Origin of the sequence: Actinacidiphila polyblastidii (genome assembly GCF_036353415.1) — a bacterium.
Taxonomy (GTDB): domain Bacteria; phylum Actinomycetota; class Actinomycetes; order Streptomycetales; family Streptomycetaceae; genus Actinacidiphila; species Actinacidiphila polyblastidii.
In genome coordinates, this window is sequence record NZ_JAZEWV010000009.1 from 165,568 (window position 1) to 186,824 (window position 21,257).

Below are 21,257 nucleotides of genomic sequence, written 5' to 3' on the forward strand. Positions count from 1 at the left end.
CGAGAAGAAGCTGATGCACGTGAACGACGGCAAGACCGTCTGGCTGCCGTACCACCGAAGCCGGATCCCCGGCCTTCCTGACGGGCTCGCCTACGCCTTCTGGGACGGGTCGAACCCGCTCCCCGGCGACCCCGCGGACGTCCGCTTCGTCGTCGGTCCGCCGGCGCCCGGCGCGGAGCGCGTCCTGGGTCCCGTACTGCCGGGCATGCGCAACCTCGAGGTGCTCCAGCTGCTCAGCTCCGGCTATGACCACATGACCCCGCTGCTGGGTGCGATGCCGCCCGGAACGCGGCTGGCCACCGCGCGCGGAGTGCACCGCGAGGCCACCGCAGAGCTGGCCCTCACCCTGCTGCTGGCCCTGTGCCGCGGGCTCGACCGGTTCGGGGCCCAGCAGGCAGGGCACAGGTGGGAGCCGCGACTCCACCCCACGCTGGTCGGCAAGCGCGTCATGGTCGTCGGCCATGGCGCCGTGGGGGCGGCCGTCGCCGCCCGGCTCGGCGCGTTCCGGTGCGAGACGGTCCTCGTGGCCCGGACGGCGCGCGCCACGCCGGACGGCCGTGTCCACGGGGCGGCGGAACTGCCCGCGCTGCTGCCCACGGCGGACGCGGTGGTGCTGTGCGCGCCGCTGACCGACCGGACCCGCGGGATGTTCGGTGCGGACGCGCTGGCGTCGCTGAAGGACGGCGCCCTGCTGGTGAACGTCGCCCGCGGCGAACTCGTGGACACCCGTGCGCTGGTCCGCGAGGTGGAGGCCGGCCGCATCCGGGTCGCGCTCGACGTCACCGACCCGGAACCGCTGCCGCCTGGCCATCCCCTCTGGGAGCTGCCCGGCGCGCTGATCACCCCGCACGTGGGGGCCTTCACCGAGGCGTTCCCCACGATGTCCACCGGGTTCCTGCGCCGGCAGCTGCACCGCTACGCACGAGGCGAGGAGCTGGACAACGTCGTCCTGACGACCACGGGAACCGAGGCCGGTGAGCGCGCTGCCTGAGCACATGACGACCTCCACCCACGGTGACCGGCGGACCTCGGTCGGGCCCGGCACCGCCCTCGCGACGGTGCTCGCGTTCTTCGAGGCGGACGGCTGTCGCGACCCCTCGGCGGCCTGGCAGGCGTTCACCGGTTCCTGGAACTGGGCCGCGCCGCTCCCCGCCGCCGTCCCCGCCGCCGTCCCCGCCGCACGGGTCGGCCAGGGTCCCGTGGTCCGGCCGGTCGACGGCGGCTTCCGGCTGTCGGGATCGTGGCGCCTTCCGGCGTACGGCGCCCGGGGACCCTGGCTGGTCCTTCCGCTCGCCCCTGCGACGGCCGCCGGTCCCGACCTCTTCGTGGTCTCCTCGAAGCTGCTCCCGGGCACGGCGCACCCGGGCGCGGTCCGCGACCGTACGGGTCAGGACGGGCCGGGGGAGCCGTTCCGTCTGGACGACGCGTACGTGCCGGCGGGCTTCGCCACCCACGCGGCGGGCACACCCCTGCGGCCCGGGGACGCGGCCTTCCACTGGACGGCGAGCGCGGCCCTCGCGCTCGGGGCGGCCCGCCGGCTGACCGACCTCCGGGGCGGCGCGGCGGCCGGTACGGTGGGGGAGGCGGCGTCGCGGGCCGCCGCCGCGGCGACCGGACTCGCCGCCGTCCTGCACGACGAGAGGACCAGCCTGGCGGCAGCCCTGCACGGCGCTCCCACCGCGCGCCAGGGCGTACCGTCCCCCTTCGGGGAGCGGCTCGCCTCCCAGCTCCGGCGGACCGCGGCCACGGTCCACCAGGTGGTCATGTCGGTGTACGACCACGCACTGGCGGCGCGTGCGGGCGACGGAGCACATCCCCTGGTGCGTCTGATCGAAGCCAGTGCACCGATACTGCTGCAGGCGCGGTATTCGATGGAGCTTCTTCCGCCCGACGACAGAACCTCCCCGCAGGAAGGCTTGACACGGTGACAACCGTCGCATATCAGGGTGAACCGGGATCCAATTCGGCGACCGCCGCGCGAGCCCTGTACCCCGAGCGCAGCGAGCTGCCCTGCACGGGTTTCGAGCAGGCCCTGGACGCGGTGGCGCTCGGCGCCGCCGACGTCGCCGTGATCCCGATGGACAACTCGGCCGCGGGCCGGGTCGCGGACGTGCACCATCTGCTGCCCGAGTCCGGGCTGTTCATCGTCGCCGAGCACTTCCTCGCGATCCGCTTCGACCTGATGGCCGTGCCCGGCACGTCCCTGGAGCAGGTGGAGTGGGTGCGGAGCCACACGCACGCCCTCGGCCAGTGCCGCAAGGTGCTGCGCGAGGGCGGCTGGCGCACCCTGGTCAGCGACGACACGGCCGGAGCGGCGCGCGAGGTGGCGGAGCTGGGCGACCCCCGGCACGCGGCGCTCGCGCCGCCCGCCGCGGCCGCGCTCTACGGCCTCGACGTCCTGCGCCCCGAGGTCGAGGACGACCCGGACAACACCACCCGGTTCGTCGTCCTGTCCCGGGACGCCGCCCCCGCCCCGAACACGGGCGAACCGACGATGACGAGCCTGTTCTTCTGCGTGCGGAACATCCCGAGCGCCCTGTACAAAGCGCTCGGCGGTTTCGCCAGCAACGGTGTGAACCTCACCAAGATCGAGAGCTACCAGCTGGGCGCCGGGCTCAATCCCAGCCGCTTCTACGTCGAGGTCGAGGGCCATCCGGACGAGCGGCATGTCGCACTCGCCCTGCACGAGCTGCGTTTCTTCTCCTCGGAGGTCCGCATCCTGGGCGTCTACCGCGCGCATCCGCACCGGCTGGAGGGCTGACCTCCGCGGGGCCGCGCCGCGACGAGCGCGGGCCCGCGTGCGTCCTCAGCCTCCGGCGCCCTGGTGCCACCGCATGCCGAGGTCCGTCAGGACGGACCGCTGCGCCGAGGTCACCGGGGAGCGGCCGCCGCGGACACGGCTGACCCAGCCGCCGAGACGGAGCCCTACGCCGTCCACGTCCACGACGGTGTCGTGCCGGACGCCGGCGAGGGAGCCGTGCGCGGCGGCGTAGGCGCGCGCGCCGCGGAGGAAGTCCTCGCCCGCGGGGCGCTTCGCGACCTCCCAGCGCATCCCCAGTGCGGTCAGAGCCGATCGGACGTCGTCATCGACCGGGCTGCTCCCGGAGCGCACCCGGTCGAGCCACGCGCCGAGCCGCTCGGGCGTCCCGTCGACGGCGACCCTGGTGTGCTGCCGTACCGCGCCGAGGCCGCCGTGCGCGTCGGCGTACTGGCGCGCGGCCCGGAGTCGGCGTCGCGCGGCCGCCTTCCCGTGCGGCTCCCAGCGCATCCCCAGCTCGGTCAGCTCCTGGCGGGTCCTCGTGTCGATGCGGACTCCGCCGTCGCGTATCCGGGCCAGCCACGGGCCGAGGCGCACCTCGTCGCCGTCGACGGTCACCGTCGTCCGCGCCGCGATCGCCGCGAGATCGCCGTGCCCTCGCGCGTAGGCGCGGGCGGCCCGCAGGTGACGCCGGACGCTCCGGCTCCGCGGCGACATCAGATCGATCGGGACACGGTGCTGCACGGGGGAGCCCTCCCTGGCTGGTGGCGGCCGCACTCCTGGGGCCGGCGTCCTCGGCCGGAGCCGGGCCTCCGGCGGACTGCCGGGCGGCGGCGGACCTGTCCCCCGGGGGGGATGTGTCCGTACCGGACCGCCAGGAGACCGCCCCGGCAACCGCGCACGGGGGAATGCGGCTCTTGCCGGGGCGGGGCCCGTCGGCCCCGCGTCCCACCGGGACCGGCGGGACGGAGGACGAGCGTGCCGCACCCGCCGCCGGGACCGGCGACAGGTGTCTCGAAGAGGTAAACGGATGTCCGGCCCTCCAGGTTCACCTCTGCCGGGGTGTCACAGGAGGTGGGGGCCCTTGGTGGCGGTGGCGAGCACCGTCCGGGTGAGCAGGTCGACGAGTGCGTCGTACGACCACGGGCCGGTCTGCTGCTGTTCGACGCGACCACGCCGGTCTGGGCCCTGACGCTGAGCATCATGGTGTTCGGCGTGGTCTCGGGTCTGGGGGTGACCGGGAACCAGGCCGCCCTGTACCGTCAGGCGCCGGCTGCGGCGCCGGCCGTCACCCCGTCGGCGGCGCGCCATCGGAAGCCGTCCTGACGGCGCCGGCCTGCGCCGCACCGGCCCCCCGGGTGAGGGGTTCGAGCATGGCGGCCAGAAGGTCCGCGAGACGGCCGTCGTCGGCCGACGCGAGCGCGGTGGTGCCCACGACCGTGCGCAGCAACCAGGTTCCGGCGATCAGCGCGAGCCCGAGCTGGGCGCGGACGTCCGCGTCGGAACCGCCCAGCAGTCCCGCGAGGCGGGCGCCCGGGTGGGCCTCGACACCCCGCTTGAGGATGCCCGCCGCCTCCGGGTCGGCTGCCGAGCGGAGCAACAGCAGGAACGGGTCGAGGAGTTCGGCGTCCGGCGCGGTGCTCTCGGCGAGCGTGAGCGCGAGGGAGTGCGACAGACCACGGCGTTCGTCGCCGACGATGGTCGGCGGGCCGAAGGCGCGGTCCACGGCCTCGGCGAACAGGCGCTCCTTCGAGCCGAAGTAACGGTTGATCATCATGGCCGTCACACCCGCCCGTTCGGCGATCTGCCGGACTCCGGCCCGCGCGTATCCGTTCTCGGTGAACTCCACGACGGCCGCGGCGAGGATCGCCTCACGCGTCGCGGCCGCGTCACGCTTGCGGGCGGGCTGTGCAGCACTCATGCCCAGGAGCATACGGGGGCTGTCCCGCGGGCCGTCCGAGGTGTGCGGACCGGTTCCGCCGGTGCCCGCGGCCGACCCGTGACATGCAGCCCGGACCCCGCGGACGGCCGTCGGATGCTCGTCACGGCCACGCAGCGCGGGCGGGAGGAGGCGGAACGTGCGCCCTGCCCGCGCGGCGGCCGCCCCGCGCCGGGGGAGGGCGCGAGGCGGCCGCCTTGTCCTGCTGCCGAGGGCCCACCGGCTCCTCGCGGTGGCAGCAGGGGTCTGTCCTTCGGGTCAAGACGCCCGACCGCCCGGCGGGATCGCCCGCCGGGGTCGGAGCCTCAGAGACCGAGGTCCACGGCCAGGCAGTTGAAGTGGTTCCACGACGTCTCGGCGTCGTAGGTGCGGCGCACCGCGTCGCTCGCGGCGACCTGCTTCTCCCCGACCGTGTCCTCGATCCGGACGCGCTCGGGCAGGTGGCCGAAGCGTGCGGTGCGGGCTGCCCCCGCATCGTCCGTGCTGACCTTGACGGTGATGTTCATGGCCGACCTCCGCTCGTTCGGTGGCTGATCGTGCTTCTACGGAGCCACGTGTGCACACTCGCATCCCCATCCGTCACCTGTCAAGACGGTGATGTCGCGTCGATGTCCTGCCGAGTCCGCTGCGGGCCGGCGGGCAGGAGGAGGAGCTATACGAGGAGACGGCCAGGTCGAGATCCAGACACTGCTCCGCGTCCGTGACGGCATGAGATCGCGACGCCGGCGGCCACCGGGCCGACGAACAAGCAGATAGCCGAGCGGCTGTAGCTGTCGCACCGGACCATCGGCGCTCACCTGTACCAGATCTACCCGAAGCTCGGCATAGCTCCCGAGCGCCTGCGCGACGCCCTGACCGACCTCGATCTGCGGGAGGCCGGCGACCGGGACGTGTTCCCCCCGCCCGCCCCCGGCCCGCACGGACCTGTGCGTCCGACCGCGCGGTGACCGTCCCGTACTATCCTGGCGGCTGTTCGCAGAGTGATCCGCAGACTTTCACCTCCTCGGGGGGTCGCGTGACAGTCCATGAAGAGCCGACCGGGGCCCCGGACCTGGACGAGCTGAGCCGGCGAGCCGTCGCCGCCGCCCGACCGCGGCGGGAGGAGGGGCTGGTCGTCTGCGAGAACCTGGTGCGGATCTACCAGACCGAGGGCGTCGAGGTGCAGGCCCTCCAGGGCCTCGACCTGGCCGTGGCGCAGGGCGAGATGATCGCCGTGATCGGCGCCTCCGGCTCCGGCAAGTCCACTCTGCTGGGCATACTCTCCGGCCAGGACGCGCCCACCGCGGGCGCCGCCGAGGTCGCCGGGCACGACCTGCTCGCCATGAAGCGCCGCGAGCGGCTGGAGTACCGCCGCGGCACCGTCGGCTTCGTCTGGCAGCAGACCTCCCGCAACCTGCTGCCCTACCTGACGGCGGCCGAGAACGTGATGCTCCCGATGACGTACACCGGGATCAAGCGCTCCCGACGCCGGGCCCGCGCCGAGGAGCTGCTCGACCTGCTGTCCGTCGGCCACTGCCGGGACCGCACCCCGGACACCCTCTCCGGCGGTGAGCAGCAGCGGGTCGCCATCGCCGTCGCCAACGCCAACGAGCCCCGGGTGCTGTTCGCGGACGAACCCACCGGCGAACTCGACACCGCCACCAGCGACGAGGTCTTCGCCGCGCTGCGCCGCGCCAACGAGGACCTGGGCGTCACCGTCGTCGTGGTCACCCACGACGCGCTGGTGTCGGAGCAGGTCCAGCGCACCGTGCGGATCCGCAACGGCCGCACCTCCACCGAGGTGCTCCGCCGGGTCGCCACCGGCGAGGACGGCGTCGAGGTGCACACCGCCGAGGAGTACGCGGTACTGGACGGCAGCGGCCGGATGCAGCTGCCGGGCGAGTTCACCCAGCGCCTGCACATGCGCAAGCGGGTGCGGCTGGCCCTGGAGAGCGACCACATCGGCGTCTGGCCCGACGAGGCCGCGCGGCGGGCGAGGTCCGACGCGGAGGAGGCGGAAGCCGCGGGCCGCGGTCAGCAGGCCGAGGGCGGCCGCTGAGGGCGTCGCGCGGCGGCCGCCGCCCGTACGCGGGTGTTCACGCGAGCCGCAGCACGGCTCCCAGACGGCGCCGGCGCGCGAGGACCGTCTCGGTGGCCGCGGCGGCCAGGATCAGCGCGGTCACGCCGAGCACGAGGGCGAGGGTCAGCGAGTAGTCCGTCCGCAGCGCCGGTTGGGCCGGGCCGCCGGTGAACTGCCGCAGGTCCAGCGTCCCCGCCATGAGCCGCGGTACGAGCAGTCCGAGCAGCGCGCCGCCCACCGCGGACGCCACCGCGAGCGGCAGCAGTTGCAGGAAGTGCAGCGTCGCGGCCGCCCCGCCGCCCAGTCCGAGCGTGCGCAGGTACGAGGTCGTGCGGCCGCGCTCCGGTGACGTGAGGGTCAGTTCGAGGGCGAGCGCGAGCAGTCCGAAGAGCGCGGCGAGGATCGAGCCGGTGGTGTAGATCGTGGCGAGCCCCCGCGTCAGGCCGTCCTCGCGCAGGGTGCCCAGAGCAGCCGAGCGCACCTGGATCCGGGCCAGCGGCCCGAGCGCCCTGGCCGCCTCGGCACGCAGCGCCGGGGCCCCGGCGGCGGCCGGCCCGCCGCTCTTGAGGAGCAGCACGGTGGTTCCCGAGGACTGGTCGGGCATCACGGGCTCGGCGGCGGCGGTGGTGATCAGCAGCGGCGTCCCGGCCGGGAGCCGCGCGGTGACCGGACCGAGGAGGGGGTCGCGCAGCTCCGCGGCGGTGAGGGTGGCGACCGGCTTCAGGACCAGGTTCACCGAGCGCTGCCCGGGGGCCAGAACCGTGGAGGTGAACCCCCCGGTGCGCTCGCTCGCCCGCAGGTCGGGCGAGAGGAAGGACGGCAGCGTGGCGTCCGCGCCGATCCGGCTGCCCGGCGGCACGGCCAGTTTGGACAGCAGCGCGCCGGCGAGCGGCGACTTCGGGGCGACGGCCGCCAGTTGCCGGGGATCGACGGTGACCACCGCGACCGGGGCGACCACCGCGCCGTCGGCCTGTCCCACGAGTTCGAAGGTGCGCAGCCGCTGGACGGCGGTCCGTATCCCGCCGGAGGTCCCCCCGGAGGTCGCGTCCCCCGGAACCGGGGCGACGGTCCCGGCCACCGTCGCGCTCGCGTCCGCGCCGGCGGTCCAGGCCGCCCCGGTGGCCGCGCCGTCGCCGATGGTGCGCTGGACGAGGCCGCCGAACACGGCCGTACCCAGCGTCAGGACCAGCACGAACAGGGCCAGTCCGGTCGCCGGCGCGTCGTGCGCGGCCCGAGCCGTGCCGACGAAGCCCACCGTGCCCCGGCCGCGCCGGATCTGCCGCAGCACCAGGCGCAGCACGAGCGGGTAGACCCGCAGCAGCACCAGCACGACGGCCAGCGCCACCAGTACCGGCACCGCGCCCAGGATTCCGTCGGGGCCCTGCGAGCGCAGCGCGACCACGCCTGCCGCCGCCGCGAGCAGCACCGTCGACTCCAGCACCACGCGCCGGCCGACGGCGGTCCTGCGCCGCGAGCGCCGCAGCCGGCCGGGCCTGCGCGGCTCGCGGACCGCGGACCAGGTCATCAGCGGCACCACCAGCGCCACCACCGCGGCGGCGACCGCGGCGGGCACCGGCAGCGGCGCCCCGGACGTGCCGGCCGGAGCGAGGGCCCGGCCCGCCGCCCAGCCGAGCGCGGCGGCGATCAGCACCACCGGCCAGGCCACGGCGCACCGCAGCAGCACCAGCCGCGTGGTGGAGGCGCCCCGCGCGCGCTGCAACCGCAGGTGCGCGTGCCTGCGGCGCAGCAGCAGCCGCACCGCGACGGCGACGGTGGCCAGCGCGACCGCCGCCAGCGCGTCGACGGCGAACGCCGCCAGCGCCCTGGCCTGGTGGTCCTGAGCGGTGAAGGTCGTCAGCAGCGGTGTCAGGAAGTCGGTCACCAGCAGCGGCCCGGTGGCCTGGCCGCCGACGTGGCAGCTGATGTCGCCGGTGATCCAGTCGGCCCCCTGGCACCGGTCCCCGCTCAGCTCCGCGCTGTAGTGGGACAGCGGCCCGGCCAGCGCGCGGGCCTGGTCGAGCGCCGCCCCCGACAGGTCGGCGCGCAGGTGCCAGGTCACCCGCGGGCCGCCCACCCCGGCGCCGGACAGCAGGTCGGCGGCGTCGAGGCCGACCAGGCCGCGGACGGCGAGGACCGTGCCGGCCGAGCGCTCCGCGGGATGGCGCAGCGGCTGGTCCAGCGTCTCCCGGCCGGCCCAGAAGCCGTCGTCGGCGGCGGACGTGGGGCGGTAGACCCCGCTCACCAGCAGCGTCGCGTGGGGCGGCGCGTCCTGCACCGCGGGTGTGGCGGGAAACTCGAGGGTCAGCCGGCTGCCCACCCGGACGCCCAGTGCCCGCGCGGTGGCCTGCGACAACCCGATCTGCGGAGCGGTGCCCGCCGGTGTGAGGTCGGCGGGTGCGTGGCCGCCGACGTAGCGCACGTGGGCGCCCGCGGACGGCAGGTAGCTGATCGCCAGTTCGGTGCTGGTGTGCGCGGGCCCCGGCGGCTGGGGCGCCGTCAGGGACGCCTGGTTGTAGTCGTAGCCGGCGCCGCCGGCGAAGGTCAGGCGCCGCGCGGCGGGCCCGTGGAGCTGCTCGGTGAAGGTGCCGCCGGCGGCGAGCAGTCCGGCCATGTCCACCGCGGGCGGGGTGGTGTTGAAGACCTCGGGCGTGGCGCTCAGGCTGATCAGCGGCGCCTGGGCCTGCGCGGCGTCGACGCGCTGCTGCAGCGCGCGGTCCTCCTGGCGGCCCGCGACGGCGGGTGCCCAGGCGCACAGCGCGGTCAGCACCAGGACCAGCACCGCCAGGCAGGCCAGCAGCGGCAGGTCACCGCGCGCCTCGCGGCGTATCAGGCGCAACGTCATCGCGGCGGCCGCGCCCGTTCCCCCGGCCCGGCCCCGGCCGCCGCCCACGTCCCCGCCCGCGTTGCCGCCGCCACTACCGCCCACGCCCGCGCCCCCGTCCGCGCCGCTGTCCCGGCCCGCGGCTCCCGTCACCGTCCGCTCCTCCCGCTCGTGTCCGGCCGCCCGGCTCACCGGTCCTCCCCGGCCCGCAGCACCCGCACCAGGTCCACCCGGGCCAGCAGCCTGGCCAGTCCCAGCACGACCGCGCTGACGGCCACGGCGGTGGCCACCGCGGTCAGCGCCACGGTGGCCCAGGGGATGACCAGCGGCAGCGGCGGATAGGGTGCATGCCCGCTGTCGTCCACGGTGACCAGCGGCAGCACCGCCGACGCCAGGGCCATGCCCATCAGCGCCCCCGGCACCACAGCGAACAGCGCGAGGCTCAGCTGCTCCGCGCCGAGCAGCCCGGACAGGCTCACGGAACGCACGCCGATCGCCCGCAGCAGCGCGAACTCCTTGCGGCGCTGCCGGGTGGAGACCACCGCGTGCACCGTGAAGGCGATGACCGCGAACCCGGGGGCCAGGTACCGGACGAGCTCCAGCCCCCGGCGCAGCCCGCTGCGGAACGGGTCCTCCTGCAGGGACGCCGCGGTGCGCGCCGTGGTGGTCACGACGCCCAGCGCGGGCTGCGCCTGGGCGGCGGCGGCCGTACGGGCACCGTCGGTGCTGCCGAGCCACCAGAAAGCGGGGTCGTTCCGGTCGGCGCCGGCCAGCGTCATCGCGCCGGCGAGCTGGCGCTGGTCGGCGATCAGGTGCCCCTGCCCGCGGCCCAGTCCCGGCAGCGGGCCTGCGCGGCCCACGATCCGGGCGGTGACCGGGCCGCCGTCGCCGAGGTCCAGCGTGGTGAGGCCGCCCACCGCCAGGTGCGCGTCGCGAAGCGCGGCGTCGTCGGCGCGCACCGGCAGCGGTGCGGACCTGCCCGCGGGGCCCGCGACGAGCCGCACGCCGGCGCCGGGCGTCGTGTCGTAGTCGCCGCCGGCCAGCCCGCCGAAGATGTCGCTGGTCGCCTGGGAGGGCCGCATGCCGGTGCTGACGGTGGTCCTGAGGACCTCGCCGCCGCCGCGGACGATCCGGCACACCCCGGGCGTGCCGGGGGAGTAGCCGCCGGCCAGCTGTCCCCTGCAGGCCCCCGCGGTGGCGTCGCCCGCGTGGACCGTGCCGTCGGCCCACGCCTGCCCGCCGGGCATCGAGGCGGCCCAGCTGTCCGCGGTGCCGGCGGTGCCGCGCGCGCCGATCCTGATCAGTTCCAGGTCCAGCCGCGCGGGATGCACGTTCTGCCGCGGCAGGACGCTGACGGCGGTCACGGTCAGCGGATACGCCCGCTGGTGGCCGCCGTTCAGGGCCACGTCGAGCGGGACCACGACGGTGTGCCGCGCGCCGTCGGCGGCGGGCAGGGGCGTCGACACGGCGCTGTCCAGGCCGGACGCGTCCTGCACGGTCAGTTCCAGGTTCGGCGCCGCCTGGCTGCCGTCGCTGCGCAGCCGCTCGTCCAGCAGCAGCGCGGTGGGACGTCCGGGGACCGGTATCCCGAAGACCACCGGTGACGGTGACGCGGTGCGCGGGGCGGGCCCGCCGATGGTGCCGACGAGGTTCTCGGTGGCACCGCCCGGCAGGTTCACCGTCGCCTGCGTCACCGGGGTCGCGCCGGTCACCGACGGCAGCGCGCGGTAGGCGGAGGCGAGCACCGAGGCGGGGTAGCCGTCGTCCGCGGACGGGGTGATCCGCACGTCCGCGCCGACGGTGAACGCGGCCTGCTCCGAGGCCAGGCCGCCCAGACAGGCCAGTGCGGTGGTGGCGAAGGCGCTCACCGACACGGCCAGGCACATCAGCACGACCGGCCCGGCGTTGCGCGCGGCGCGCCGGCTCAACTGCCAGCCCGCCAGGGCGAGTACCAGGCCCCTGCCGCGCCGGCCGGAGGCGTCCAGCAGCAGCGAGGTCAGCGGCAGCAGCCGCAGCAGGAGGAGTGCGGCCGCGCCGGTCACCACAGCGGGCACCAGGACCAGCACCGGGTCGGCGGACGTGCTCGCGGTGCCCACGCCGGCCATCAGCGAGTGGTGCCGCCGCAGCTCCAGATACCCCAGGGCCGCGATCGCCAGCAGCGCCAGGTCGGCGCCGAGCCGCTGGGCGGCGGCGGCCCGTGCGCCGCGGGGCGGCCGCGTCCGCCCCGACGGCAGTACCGGCAGCAGGACCGCCGCGGCGTGCACCAGCAGGGTCAGGCCCACCGCGGCCCGCGCGTCGGAGCCCCTGCTGCCGGGCTGCAGCAGCCCGGCCAGGAAGGGCGCGGCGGCGGCGGCCGGGACACCGGTGAGCGCCCACTCGGCCGCGGCGCCGCGCAGCAGCCGCGGCGTGCCGGCGCCTCTGGCGTGCTGGAGGGCCAGCTCCCCGCGCCGGCGCACGGTCAGCTGGCGGGCGGCCAGCACCAGGGTGGCCAGGGCGAGGACCGCCAGCATCACGCTCGGCAGGTACAGCGAGGACCGGGCCGCCACCATCGGCACCGCCAGGTCGTCGATCGCGCCCGGCAGGCCGGAGGCCACCGTCAGGTCGTCGAGCGACGGCTGCCGCCCGTCGAACACCGACACGCCGCTCTGGCTGCCGGAGAAGGAGTGCAGCCGGTCGCGCAGCCCGGCGAGGCTGCCCGCGTCCAGCCGGGAGAGGTCGGGCTGCGTGCTCCAGTGGACGGTCAGATGCCCGTTCAGGACGGCGCTGCCGTTCAGCGCCGACGCCGCGACCACCAGCAGGTGCTGGTCGGCGGTCTCTCCCTGCGTCAGGTCGCCGGCCATGGCGGGCCAGAACCCGACGGCGCCGGACGCCCGGAAGACGCCGGTGATCCGCAGCGTCATCGCGCGCTTGAAGCCGTCCTGCACCCGCAGGCGGGAACCGGGGCCGACGCCCAGGCGCCGCGCGAGCGCTTCCGGCACGGCCGTGTCGACGGGGGAGGTGGAACCGGTGGCGACCCGGACGTCGGGCAGCGAGGTGAACGCACCGGCCGGGGCGTGCGCCGTGCCCGCGGGCCACCGCCCGGAGACCAGCCGGCCGAAGTCCGCCGCGTCCTGCACGGCGACCGGGTGCAGCCCGTTCCCGCCGGGGCCGGCCGGCGGGCCCGCGGTCCCGCCGGTCCCGCCGATTGCGGTCACCGAGACCGGTGACGTGCCCAGCAGCCCGACGTAGGTCCGGTGCGGCACCCCGGCGAACACCCGGTCGTCGGCGGCCCGCACGTCGCGGTCGGCGGCCGCCATCCCCCCGGCCCGGAAGGACGCGTTGACGGCCACCTGCGCGTCGGGGTCGGCGGCCAGCCGCCGTACGGCGCCGGCCTGCACGGAGGTCCCCGTCAGCGCGGCGAGCGCGGCGAGCGCCGTGGCGCACAGCAGGACGGTGACCGCGACGGCGGCCAGCACCAGCCCGTGCTGAGTGGCCCGCCGCGCGAGCGCGGGAAGTCGGCGCCGAGCGGGTCGCGGCGGGGTGACCGGGTCCCGTGGCGACATGGTGTGGGCCGTGGCGACCACATGAACCCCCGCGGTGTCGAACATGTGACGGTGACGGCGCCCCAGTCCTATCAGGCGTCCCCGAACGGCGCAAGGAGCAACGATCTTGACCGGGGGAGCGGGACGGCCACCGGCGCGGGAGCGGTGCGCGCGCTCAGCGGGGGCCGCCCTCCGCTCCTCACGCCGGCGGCCGCGTCAGCATCTGCCACCCGGGTGCGTAGGTGCCGTGCAGGATCAGCGAGGCCGCGCCGACCGCGCCCACCGCCTCGCCGATCACGCTCTTCTCGACGGTGATCGGGCGGATCACCCGGGCGACCGACGTGCTGTTCACCGCCGCCTCGATCTCCTCGCACATGATCGACTCGATGCCGCGCAGCGTCTCCCCGCCCAGCACCACCCGGCTCACGTCGAGCAGCGCGACCGCGCCCTTGGCGGCCTGGCCGACCCGGCGCGCCGCGTGCCGCACGACGTCCTGGGCCGCGGGGTCGCCGCGGCGAACGGCCTGGCGCAGCGCCCGCCAGTCGTCGTGCACGGACTCGGGGGTGCCGGTCAGGCCGGCCCGCTCGGCCGTCTCCTTGCCGTGCCGGTCGTAGAGGTCGGCGATGATCGCGGCCGGACCGACGTACGGACCGAGGCAGTTGGTGCCGCCGCAGTCGCAGGTCAGCTCGCCGGGCTCGACGGCCATGTGGCCGAACTCCCCGGCGTTGCCCGAATCGCCGCGCAGGACGGTGTTGTTGAGGACGATGCCGGCGCCGACGCCGGTGCCGAGGTAGATGAACAGGAAGCTGCCGGCGCGCTGCCGGCCGCCGATCCAGCGCTCGCCGATCGCGGCGGCGGTGGCGTCGTTGTCCATCGCCACCGGCATGCCGGTGGCCTCCGCGAAGAGTCCGAGCAGCGGAACCCGGCCCCAGCCGGCGAAGTTGGGGGGCTTGACCACCGCGCCCGCCGGGCCGTCGATCGGGCCGGGGGCGGCGATGCCGGTGCCGAGCACCCGCGCCGGGTCGACCCGGGTGCGCGCGGTCAGCCGCTGGGCCGCGCCCGCCACGCGGGCGACGACGGCGGCCGGGTCGCCCGGATCGGGCAGCCGTACGCGCCTGCTGTCGAGCACCTCGCCGGCCAGGTCGACCACGACGATCACGGCGGCGTCCGGGTCGAGTTGGATCCCGACCGCGTAGGCGCCGTCCGGGCGCGGGGAGAGCAGGGTGCGCCGCTTGCCGCCGCTGGACGGCGCGAAGCCGGACTCCGAGACGAGGCCGGCGGCGAGCAGCCTGCGTACCACGTTGGAGACGGTCTGGCTGGTCAGACCGGTGAGCGGAGCCAGTTCCACCCTGCTGACCGGGCCGGCGGTGCGGATCGCGTCCAGCACGACCGCCTGGTTGTAGTCACCGACCCGAGGGAGATTGGTCCCACCCTGCGTCATCGCCGCTCGCCCCCTGTCCGGCCTGTCGTTACGGCGTTCCCACGCGCCGGGGTGCCCGGCTCGGCCCGAAGTTTACATGTCATGAGCGTTGACTTACTCCATCCATTGGATTTAGCTTCGCCGACATGTGAGGGCCGCTGGCGCCCCTGCTGTTCGGGGGTGTCCCGGGTGGGCCACCTTCGGCCTTCCGCATTCCGTGCGGGCCCGTTCGGGTCCCTCTCCGGAGGTTTTGGCGTGAGACAGAGACTGCTCGCAGCGTCCGGCATCGCCGTCGTGTCCGCGGTGCTGGCGACAACCTTGTCCGGCTGTGGTTCCGGGTCCGGGAGCGACAGCAAGACGATCAAGGTCGTCTACCAGCAGGTCCTCAACAACAGCAACAAGGTGCAGGCCACGTATCTGGCTCCGATGGTCGAGGCGTTCGAGAAGGCCCACCCGGGCACGAAGGTCAAGCTTGTGCCCGTCACGGCCAGCGAGAACGACTACTACACCAAGATCCAGCTGATGATGCGCTCCCCCTCGACCGCTCCCGACCTGGTCTACGAGGACACCGCCACGATCAACTCCGACGTGGCCGGCGGCTACCTCAGGCCGCTGGACCCCTACCTCTCCTCGTGGGCGGACTGGAGCCAGTACGCGGCGCCGTCCAAGGCCGCGATGAAGTACGCGGAGGACGGCAAGACCTACGGCGTTCCCGACAACACGGACACCCGCGGCATCTGGTACAACAAGACCGTCTTCCAGCAGGCCGGCATACCGGTCCCGTGGCAGCCCAAGACCTGGGACGACGTGCTCGCGGCGGCCAGGACCGTCAAGGCCAGGCTTCCCGGCGTCACCCCGATCAACGTCTACACCGGAGTCGCCGGAGGTGAGCAGTCGTCCATGCAGGGCTTCGAGATGCTGCTCTACGGCACCCCCGCGGCCAACAACGCGCTGTACGACACCACCCAGAAGAAGTGGGTGGTCGGCAGCAAGGGATTCAGGGACGCGCTCGACTTCGTCCACACCGTGTACAGCACGGGCATCGGCCCGACGGCGCAGAAGGCCCTCGGCGCCAACTTCACAGCCGAGGTCGGCACCGAGCTGCTCCCGCAGAACAAGCTGGCCATCGACCTGGACGGCTCCTGGATGCCGAACAACTGGATCCGCACCGGCCCCAAGCCGTGGCCCGAGTGGCAGAAGTCGATGGGCATGGCCGCCATGCCCACCCAGAGCGGCCAGGGCAGCGGCAAGGTCAGCATGTCCGGCGGCTGGGCCTGGTCGATCCCGGCCAAGTCCGGGAACCCCGACCTGGCCTTCGCGTTCCTGAAGTCGCTGGAGACCAAGGCGGCGTCCTCCCGGTGGAACAGCGTGAACGCCACCATCCCGGTGCGCAAGGACGTCGCCAGCGATCCGGCGTACCTCAAGTCGCTGCCCACCAACGCGTTCTTCGCCGCGCTGGTCCCCGACACCTTCTACCGCCCGGGACTGCCCGCCTACGCCCAGGTCTCCAGCGCGATCCAGAAGGCGATGGAGGCGGTCACCACCGGTCAGAGTTCGGTCGACAAGGCCGCGTCGCAGTACGACAGTGATGTGAAGACCGCGGTGGGCGCCGACAAGACCGTCCAGGGCGCGCAGTGACCAGCAGCGCCAACACGGCGGGCCTGTCCGGCGGCGCGGCGGGCGGCAGCCGGAGGGCCGGCGGAGTCAGCCGCCGGCCCTCCGGCCGTGCGGCCGCGGCGAACGGACTGCTCAGGGGCCTGCCGCTGGTCCCCTCGGTGGTCCTGCTGGCAGTCTTCCTCGCCGGCCCGATCGGCTACTGCGTCTACTACGCGTTCACCGACATGCAGTTGACCGGCGCGACCGGCACCTCCTTCGTCGGGTTCGACAACTTCACCCGCGCGTTCAAGGACTCCGACTTCACCAACGCCGTCGAGCTGACCCTGATCTTCGTGGTCGGCTCGGCCGTGATCGGGCAGAACACCCTCGGCCTGGCGCTCGCGGTCCTGATGGAGAAGGCGTCCAAGCCGGTCAGGTCGGTCACCAGCACCGTCGTCATCGCCGCGTGGGTGCTGCCCGAGGTCGTCGCGGGCTACCTGATGTACGCCTTCTTCTTCGACCAGGGCTCGCTGAACTCGATCCTGCACGCCCTGCACCTGCCGCAGCAGAACTGGCTGTACACGCTGCCGATCCTGGCGGTGTGCATCGCCAACGTCTGGCGCGGCACCGCGTTCTCGATGCTGGTGTACTCCGCGGCGCTCAACGACGTGCCGCAGGAACTCGTCGAGGCCGCCGAGGTCGACGGCGCCGGGCCCTGGCAGCGGCTGTGGCGGGTCACCCTGCCGGTCATCCGCCGCTCGATCATGACCAACCTGATGCTGATCACCCTGCAGACGCTCTCGGTCTTCGGCCTGATCTACACCATGACCCGCGGCGGACCGGGCAACAAGACCGAGACGCTGCCGATCTTCATGTACCAGCAGGCGTTCCAGAACAGCCTGATCGGCTACGGCACGGCGATCGCGCTGGTGCTGCTCGTGGTGGGGGCGCTGTTCTCGTTCGTGTACATCCGGATGCTGAAGGTGGAGGAGTTCTGATGGCCGTCACCGAGAGCCCCCGGGCGGTGGACCTGGCACCTCCGGCAGCGCGCCCGGCCGGCGGCCGCAGCCGCGGGAGCCGGGCCAGGGCGAGCCGCATCGTCGTCAACGCCGGCCTCCTGGCGTTCTCCGTGCTGTATCTGGTGCCGCTGGTGTGGATGCTGCTGGCGGCGGTCAACCCGCACGCCAGCTTCCGGATGGCGGTGCCGTCGCCGACGACGGAGAACTTCCGGCACATCCTCAACAAGGACACCACCTACCGGCCGATGCTCAACGGCCTGCTGCTGTGCGGCGGCGGCACCCTGCTGTGCGTGGTGTGCTCGGTGCTCGCCGCGTATCCGCTGTCGCGGTTCAGGTCCCGGCTGCGGCGCCCGTTCCTCCTGACGATCCTGTTCTCCACCGGGCTGCCGATCACCGCCGTGATGATTCCGGTCTACAGCATGTTCGTGCAGGTCGACCTGATCGACTCGATGCCCGGCGCGACGCTCTTCCTGGCCGCGTCCGCGCTGCCGTTCGGGATCTGGCTGATGAAGAACTTCATGGACGGCGTGCCCGTGGTGCTGGAGGAGGCCGCGCGAATCGACGGGGCCAACTCCCTGCAGGTGCTGCGGCGGATCATCCTGCCGCTGATGTGGCCCGGGGTGATCGTGGTGACGATCTTCACCTTCATCGGCATGTGGGGCAACTTCTTCGTGCCCTTCATCCTGCTGCTCTCGCCGGAGAAACTGCCCGCGTCCGTCAGCGTGTTCACCTTCCTCAGCGCGCACGACCAGACCCAGTACGGCCAGTTGTCGGCGTTCTCGATCACCTACTCCATCCCCGTCGTGTTGCTGTACCTCGTTCTCGCTCGCAGGCTCGGCGGCGGATTCGCCCTGGGCGGCGCCCTGAAGGGCTGACCGACCGCCCGTCCGCCGACGCCCCACCCACCTCGCGCAGGAGGCCCCCATGCACAGCGACCCCGCTGTCACCGAAAACCGGCTCGACCGCGTCCTCACCCAGCGCATCAAGCCTGCGGTGCACGCAAGGTCGACACCCCTGACGGTCGAGATCTGGAACGTGCGGGGCGAACCCGTGCCGGTCGCCGACGGCATCAACGCCGCCTACACGCCCGCGCGGGTGGGCGACCGCTGGGGCCCCGCCTGGTCGACCAGCTGGTTCAGGGTCAGCGGCACGGTGCCGGCCGAGTGGGCCGGGCTGCCCGTGGAGGCCGTCCTCGACCTGGGGTTCGGCACCACAGAACCCGGCTTCTCCGCCGAGGCGCTGGTCTACCGGCCCGACGGCACCGCGGTGAAGGCGCTCAATCCGCGCAACACCCATCTGCCGGTGGTCCAGTCGGCCCGCGGCGGTGAGCGGTTCACCGCGCACATCGAGGCCGCCGCCAATCCGGTGGTCCTGCACAGCGGCCCCCGCGTCCTGCACTTCGCGCCCACCGAGGTCGGCGGCCGTGCGCGGTGGCTGGCCGACACGGACGCGCCGGCCGGTGAACCGCTGTACCGGCTGCGGCGGTTGGACCTCGCGGTGTTCGACGCGGGGGTCTTCGAGCTGGCCCAGGACCTGGAAGTGCTCGGCCAGCTGATGGGGGAGCTGCCCGCCCAGTCCACCCGCCGCTGGGCGCTGCTCCAGGCGGTCGAGCGCGCCCTGGACGCGATCGACCTGCAGGACATCAGCGGTACCGCCGCCGCCGCGCGGGAGATCCTCGTCCCGGCGCTGGCCGCGCCCGCGAGCACCGGTGCGCACCGGATCTCCGCGGTCGGCCACGCCCATATCGACTCGGCGTGGCTGTGGCCGCTGCGGGAGACCGTGCGCAAGGTGGCCCGCACCGTCTCCAACGTCACCCAGCTGATGGACGACCACGCCGACTTCAAGTTCGTGATGTCCCAGGCCCAGCAGCTGGCGTGGCTCAAGGAACACCGCCCCGAGGTGTACGCCCGAGCCCAGGAGAAGACCAAGAGCGGCCAGTTCCTGCCCGCCGGGAGCCTGTGGGTGGAGCCGGACACCAACATCACCGGCGGGGAGTCGCTGGCCCGGCAGTTCGTGCACGGCAAGCGGTTCTACCTGGACGAGTTCGGCATCGAGACCGAGGAGATGTGGCTTCCGGACACCTTCGGCTACAACGCGGCGCTGCCGCAGCTGATGAAGCTGGCCGGGGTGCGCTGGTTCCTCACCCAGAAGATCTCCTGGAACACCACCAACAAGTTCCCGCACCACACCTTCTGGTGGGAGGGCATCGACGGGACCCGGATCTTCAGCCACTTCCCGCCCGTCGACACCTACAACAGCGAGCTGTCGGGCGCCGAAGTGGCGCACAGCGAGCGGAACTTCCAGGACAAGGCGGGCACCAACCGGTCGCTGGTCCCGTTCGGGTACGGCGACGGCGGCGGCGGGCCCACCCGGGAGATGCTGGCCCGTGCCGCCCGGCTCGCCAGCCTGGAGGGCTCACCGCGGATCTCGATCGAGGGACCCGCCGAGTTCTTCCCCAAGGCGCTGGCCGACTACCCCGACGCGCCGGTCTGGGTGGGCGAGCTGTACCTGGAGTTCCACCGCGGCACCCTGACCAGCCAGCTCGCCACCAAGCAGGGCAACCGGCGCAGCGAACACCTCCTGCGCGAGGCCGAGTTGTGGGCGGCCACCGCCGCGCGGCGGACCGGTGCGGCCTATCCGTACGAGGCGCTCGACCGGTTGTGGAAGACCGTTCTGCTGCACCAGTTCCACGACATCCTGCCCGGCACCTCCATCGCCTGGGTGCACCGCGAGGCGGAGGAGACGTACGTCGCCGTGGCACGCGAGCTCGGGCAGCTGATCGGCGACGCCCAGCAGGCGCTGGCCGGCCCGGCCGGCGGCGACGGCGGCGGTGTGGTCTTCAACGCCGCCCCGCACGCCCGCGGCGGCGTCCAGGCGATGGGTGCCGCCCCCCGGCCGCAGGGCCCGGCCACCGTGCCGCCCGTCGCCGAGGACGGCGGATTCGTCCTGGACAACGGCCTGGTCCGGATCGTGATCGACGCACGCGGCCTGATCACCTCGGCCTACGACCTCACCGCGGGCCGGGAGGCGCTCGCCCCCGGTGCGCCGGCCAACCTGCTCCAACTGCACCAGGACTTCCCCAACGCGTGGGACGCCTGGGACATCGACGCCTTCTACCGCAACACCGTCCGCGACCTCACCGGGGCCGAGTCGGTGGAGGCGGTCGACGGCGGCGTCCGTGTGGTGAGGGTGTTCGGCGCTTCACGGATCGAGCAGACGCTGACCCTCGAAGCGGGCGCCCGGCGGCTGGACATCGACACGCTGGTCGACTGGCACGAGCGGGAGAAGCTGCTCAAGGCGGCCTTCCCGCTGGACGTGCGGGCCGCGCACTCCACCGCGGAGATCCCGTTCGGCCACGTGGAGCGGCCGACGCACACCAACACCAGTTGGGACGCGGCCAAGTTCGAGGTCTGCGCGCACCGGTTCCTGCACGTCGGCGAGCCCGGCTGGGGCGCCGCGCTGGTCAACGACTCCACGTACGGCCACGATGTCACCCGTGACGTGCGCCCCGACGGCGGGACGACCACCACCGTGCGGCTGTCGCTGGCCAGGGCGTCGCGCTTCCCCGACCCGGAGGCCGACCAGGGCGAACACCGGCTGCGCTACGCCCTGGTGGTCGGCGTACCGGTGGCCGAGGCGATCCGGGAGGGCTACCACCTGAACCTGCCGGAGCGCACCGTGCCCGGCTCGGCCGAGGTGGCGCCGCTGGTTACCGTCGACCAGGACGCGATCGTCGTGTCGGCCGTCAAGCTCGCCGACGACCGCTCGGGAGACGTCGTGGTCCGCCTCTACGAGGCGCACGGCGGCCGGGCCAGCGCCACCCTGACGCCCGGCTTCGGCTTCGCCGCTGCCGCGGTCACCGACCTGCTGGAGCGGCCGGTGGCGGACGAGGGCAGCCACCAGGTGACGGAGGGCGGGGTGCGGCTGACCCTGCGGCCGTTCCAGATCCTCACCCTGCGGCTCACCCCGCGCCGCGACTGACCGCCGCTGCCCAGGGGCCGTGCACGGCCCCTGCCCGTGACCCCGGCGGCGGTGTCCCCGCCCCGCCGCCGGGTGCCCGCCGAGGCGTCCCGCCCGACGGGGCAGACCGTGCGGCAAGGAACGGCCCACGGCCCCACCGGTCC

General features: G+C 74.2%; 14 protein-coding genes and 1 pseudogene. 9 read left to right on the top strand and 6 right to left on the bottom strand.

Annotation, left to right across the window (positions count from 1 at the left end):
* Window positions 1-13 precede the first annotated feature (13 nt).
* From V2S66_RS14220 to V2S66_RS14230, 3 genes are read left to right on the top strand one after another with little or no spacing between them, the layout of a single operon-like run.
* Window positions 14-991 (top strand): NAD(P)-dependent oxidoreductase, encoded by a 978-nt coding sequence (locus V2S66_RS14220; RefSeq protein WP_330795260.1) that lies wholly within the window; start codon window positions 14-16, stop codon window positions 989-991.
* Between the two features lie 4 nt (window positions 992-995).
* Window positions 996-1,928, top strand: a complete 933-nt coding sequence (locus V2S66_RS14225; protein ID WP_330795261.1) for a hypothetical protein — start codon at window positions 996-998, stop codon at window positions 1,926-1,928.
* Window positions 1,925-2,761: a prephenate dehydratase gene (locus V2S66_RS14230; protein WP_330795263.1), complete on the top strand. Its 837-nt coding sequence runs from the start codon at window positions 1,925-1,927 to the stop codon at window positions 2,759-2,761. The genes V2S66_RS14225 and V2S66_RS14230 overlap by 4 nt, the downstream gene beginning before the upstream one ends.
* 45 nt (window positions 2,762-2,806) lie before the next feature.
* Here V2S66_RS14230 and V2S66_RS14235 read toward each other — a convergent pair whose 3' ends face one another.
* The 3 genes from V2S66_RS14235 to V2S66_RS14245 all read right to left on the bottom strand — a co-directional run bounded on the left by V2S66_RS14235 (window position 2,807) and on the right by V2S66_RS14245 (window position 5,203).
* Window positions 2,807-3,502: a hypothetical protein gene (locus V2S66_RS14235; protein ID WP_330795266.1), complete on the bottom strand. Its 696-nt coding sequence runs from the start codon at window positions 3,500-3,502 to the stop codon at window positions 2,807-2,809.
* Window positions 3,503-4,046: 544 nt separating this feature from the next.
* Entirely contained in the window at window positions 4,047-4,679 is a 633-nt protein-coding gene (locus V2S66_RS14240; protein ID WP_330795267.1) for a TetR family transcriptional regulator, read from the bottom strand.
* Window positions 4,680-5,002: 323 nt separating this feature from the next.
* On the bottom strand, window positions 5,003-5,203 hold the full coding sequence (locus V2S66_RS14245; protein ID WP_330795269.1) for a hypothetical protein: 201 nt from the start codon (window positions 5,201-5,203) through the stop codon (window positions 5,003-5,005).
* 204 nt (window positions 5,204-5,407) lie between these two features.
* Between V2S66_RS14245 and V2S66_RS34525 the strand changes: the two are divergent.
* Together V2S66_RS34525 and V2S66_RS14250 are read left to right on the top strand one after the other, a co-directional pair.
* Window positions 5,408-5,566 (top strand): annotated as a pseudogene (locus V2S66_RS34525) (LuxR C-terminal-related transcriptional regulator); the annotation flags it as partial.
* A gap of 146 nt (window positions 5,567-5,712) precedes the next feature.
* Entirely contained in the window at window positions 5,713-6,735 is a 1,023-nt protein-coding gene (locus V2S66_RS14250) for an ABC transporter ATP-binding protein (RefSeq protein ID WP_413966391.1), read from the top strand.
* A gap of 37 nt (window positions 6,736-6,772) precedes the next feature.
* Here the strand turns inward: V2S66_RS14250 and V2S66_RS14255 are convergent, their stop codons facing one another.
* From V2S66_RS14255 to V2S66_RS14265, 3 genes are all read right to left on the bottom strand, one after another.
* Window positions 6,773-9,598: a hypothetical protein gene (locus V2S66_RS14255; protein ID WP_330795271.1), complete on the bottom strand. Its 2,826-nt coding sequence runs from the start codon at window positions 9,596-9,598 to the stop codon at window positions 6,773-6,775.
* Window positions 9,599-9,765: 167 nt separating this feature from the next.
* Entirely contained in the window at window positions 9,766-13,119 is a 3,354-nt protein-coding gene (locus tag V2S66_RS14260) for an ABC transporter permease (protein WP_330795273.1), read from the bottom strand.
* A gap of 178 nt (window positions 13,120-13,297) precedes the next feature.
* Complete coding sequence (locus V2S66_RS14265; protein ID WP_330795275.1) at window positions 13,298-14,539, bottom strand: ROK family transcriptional regulator; 1,242 nt, start codon at window positions 14,537-14,539, stop codon at window positions 13,298-13,300.
* A gap of 234 nt (window positions 14,540-14,773) precedes the next feature.
* Between V2S66_RS14265 and V2S66_RS14270 the strand changes: the two genes are divergently transcribed.
* From V2S66_RS14270 to V2S66_RS14285, 4 genes are read left to right on the top strand one after another with little or no spacing between them, the layout of a single operon-like run.
* Window positions 14,774-16,156 carry an extracellular solute-binding protein gene (locus V2S66_RS14270; RefSeq protein ID WP_330795277.1) on the top strand — a complete coding sequence of 461 codons (1,383 nt, stop codon included), beginning with the start codon at window positions 14,774-14,776 and terminating at the stop codon, window positions 16,154-16,156.
* A complete protein-coding gene (locus V2S66_RS14275) occupies window positions 16,153-17,112 on the top strand; it encodes a carbohydrate ABC transporter permease (protein ID WP_413966392.1) in 960 nt (319 codons plus the stop codon). The genes V2S66_RS14270 and V2S66_RS14275 overlap by 4 nt, the downstream gene beginning before the upstream one ends.
* A complete protein-coding gene (locus V2S66_RS14280) occupies window positions 17,112-18,008 on the top strand; it encodes a carbohydrate ABC transporter permease (protein ID WP_330795278.1) in 897 nt (298 codons plus the stop codon). The genes V2S66_RS14275 and V2S66_RS14280 overlap by 1 nt, the downstream gene beginning before the upstream one ends.
* A 49-nt stretch (window positions 18,009-18,057) precedes the next feature.
* On the top strand, window positions 18,058-21,114 hold the full coding sequence (locus tag V2S66_RS14285; RefSeq protein ID WP_330795280.1) for an alpha-mannosidase: 3,057 nt from the start codon (window positions 18,058-18,060) through the stop codon (window positions 21,112-21,114).
* Window positions 21,115-21,257: the final 143 nt, after the last annotated feature.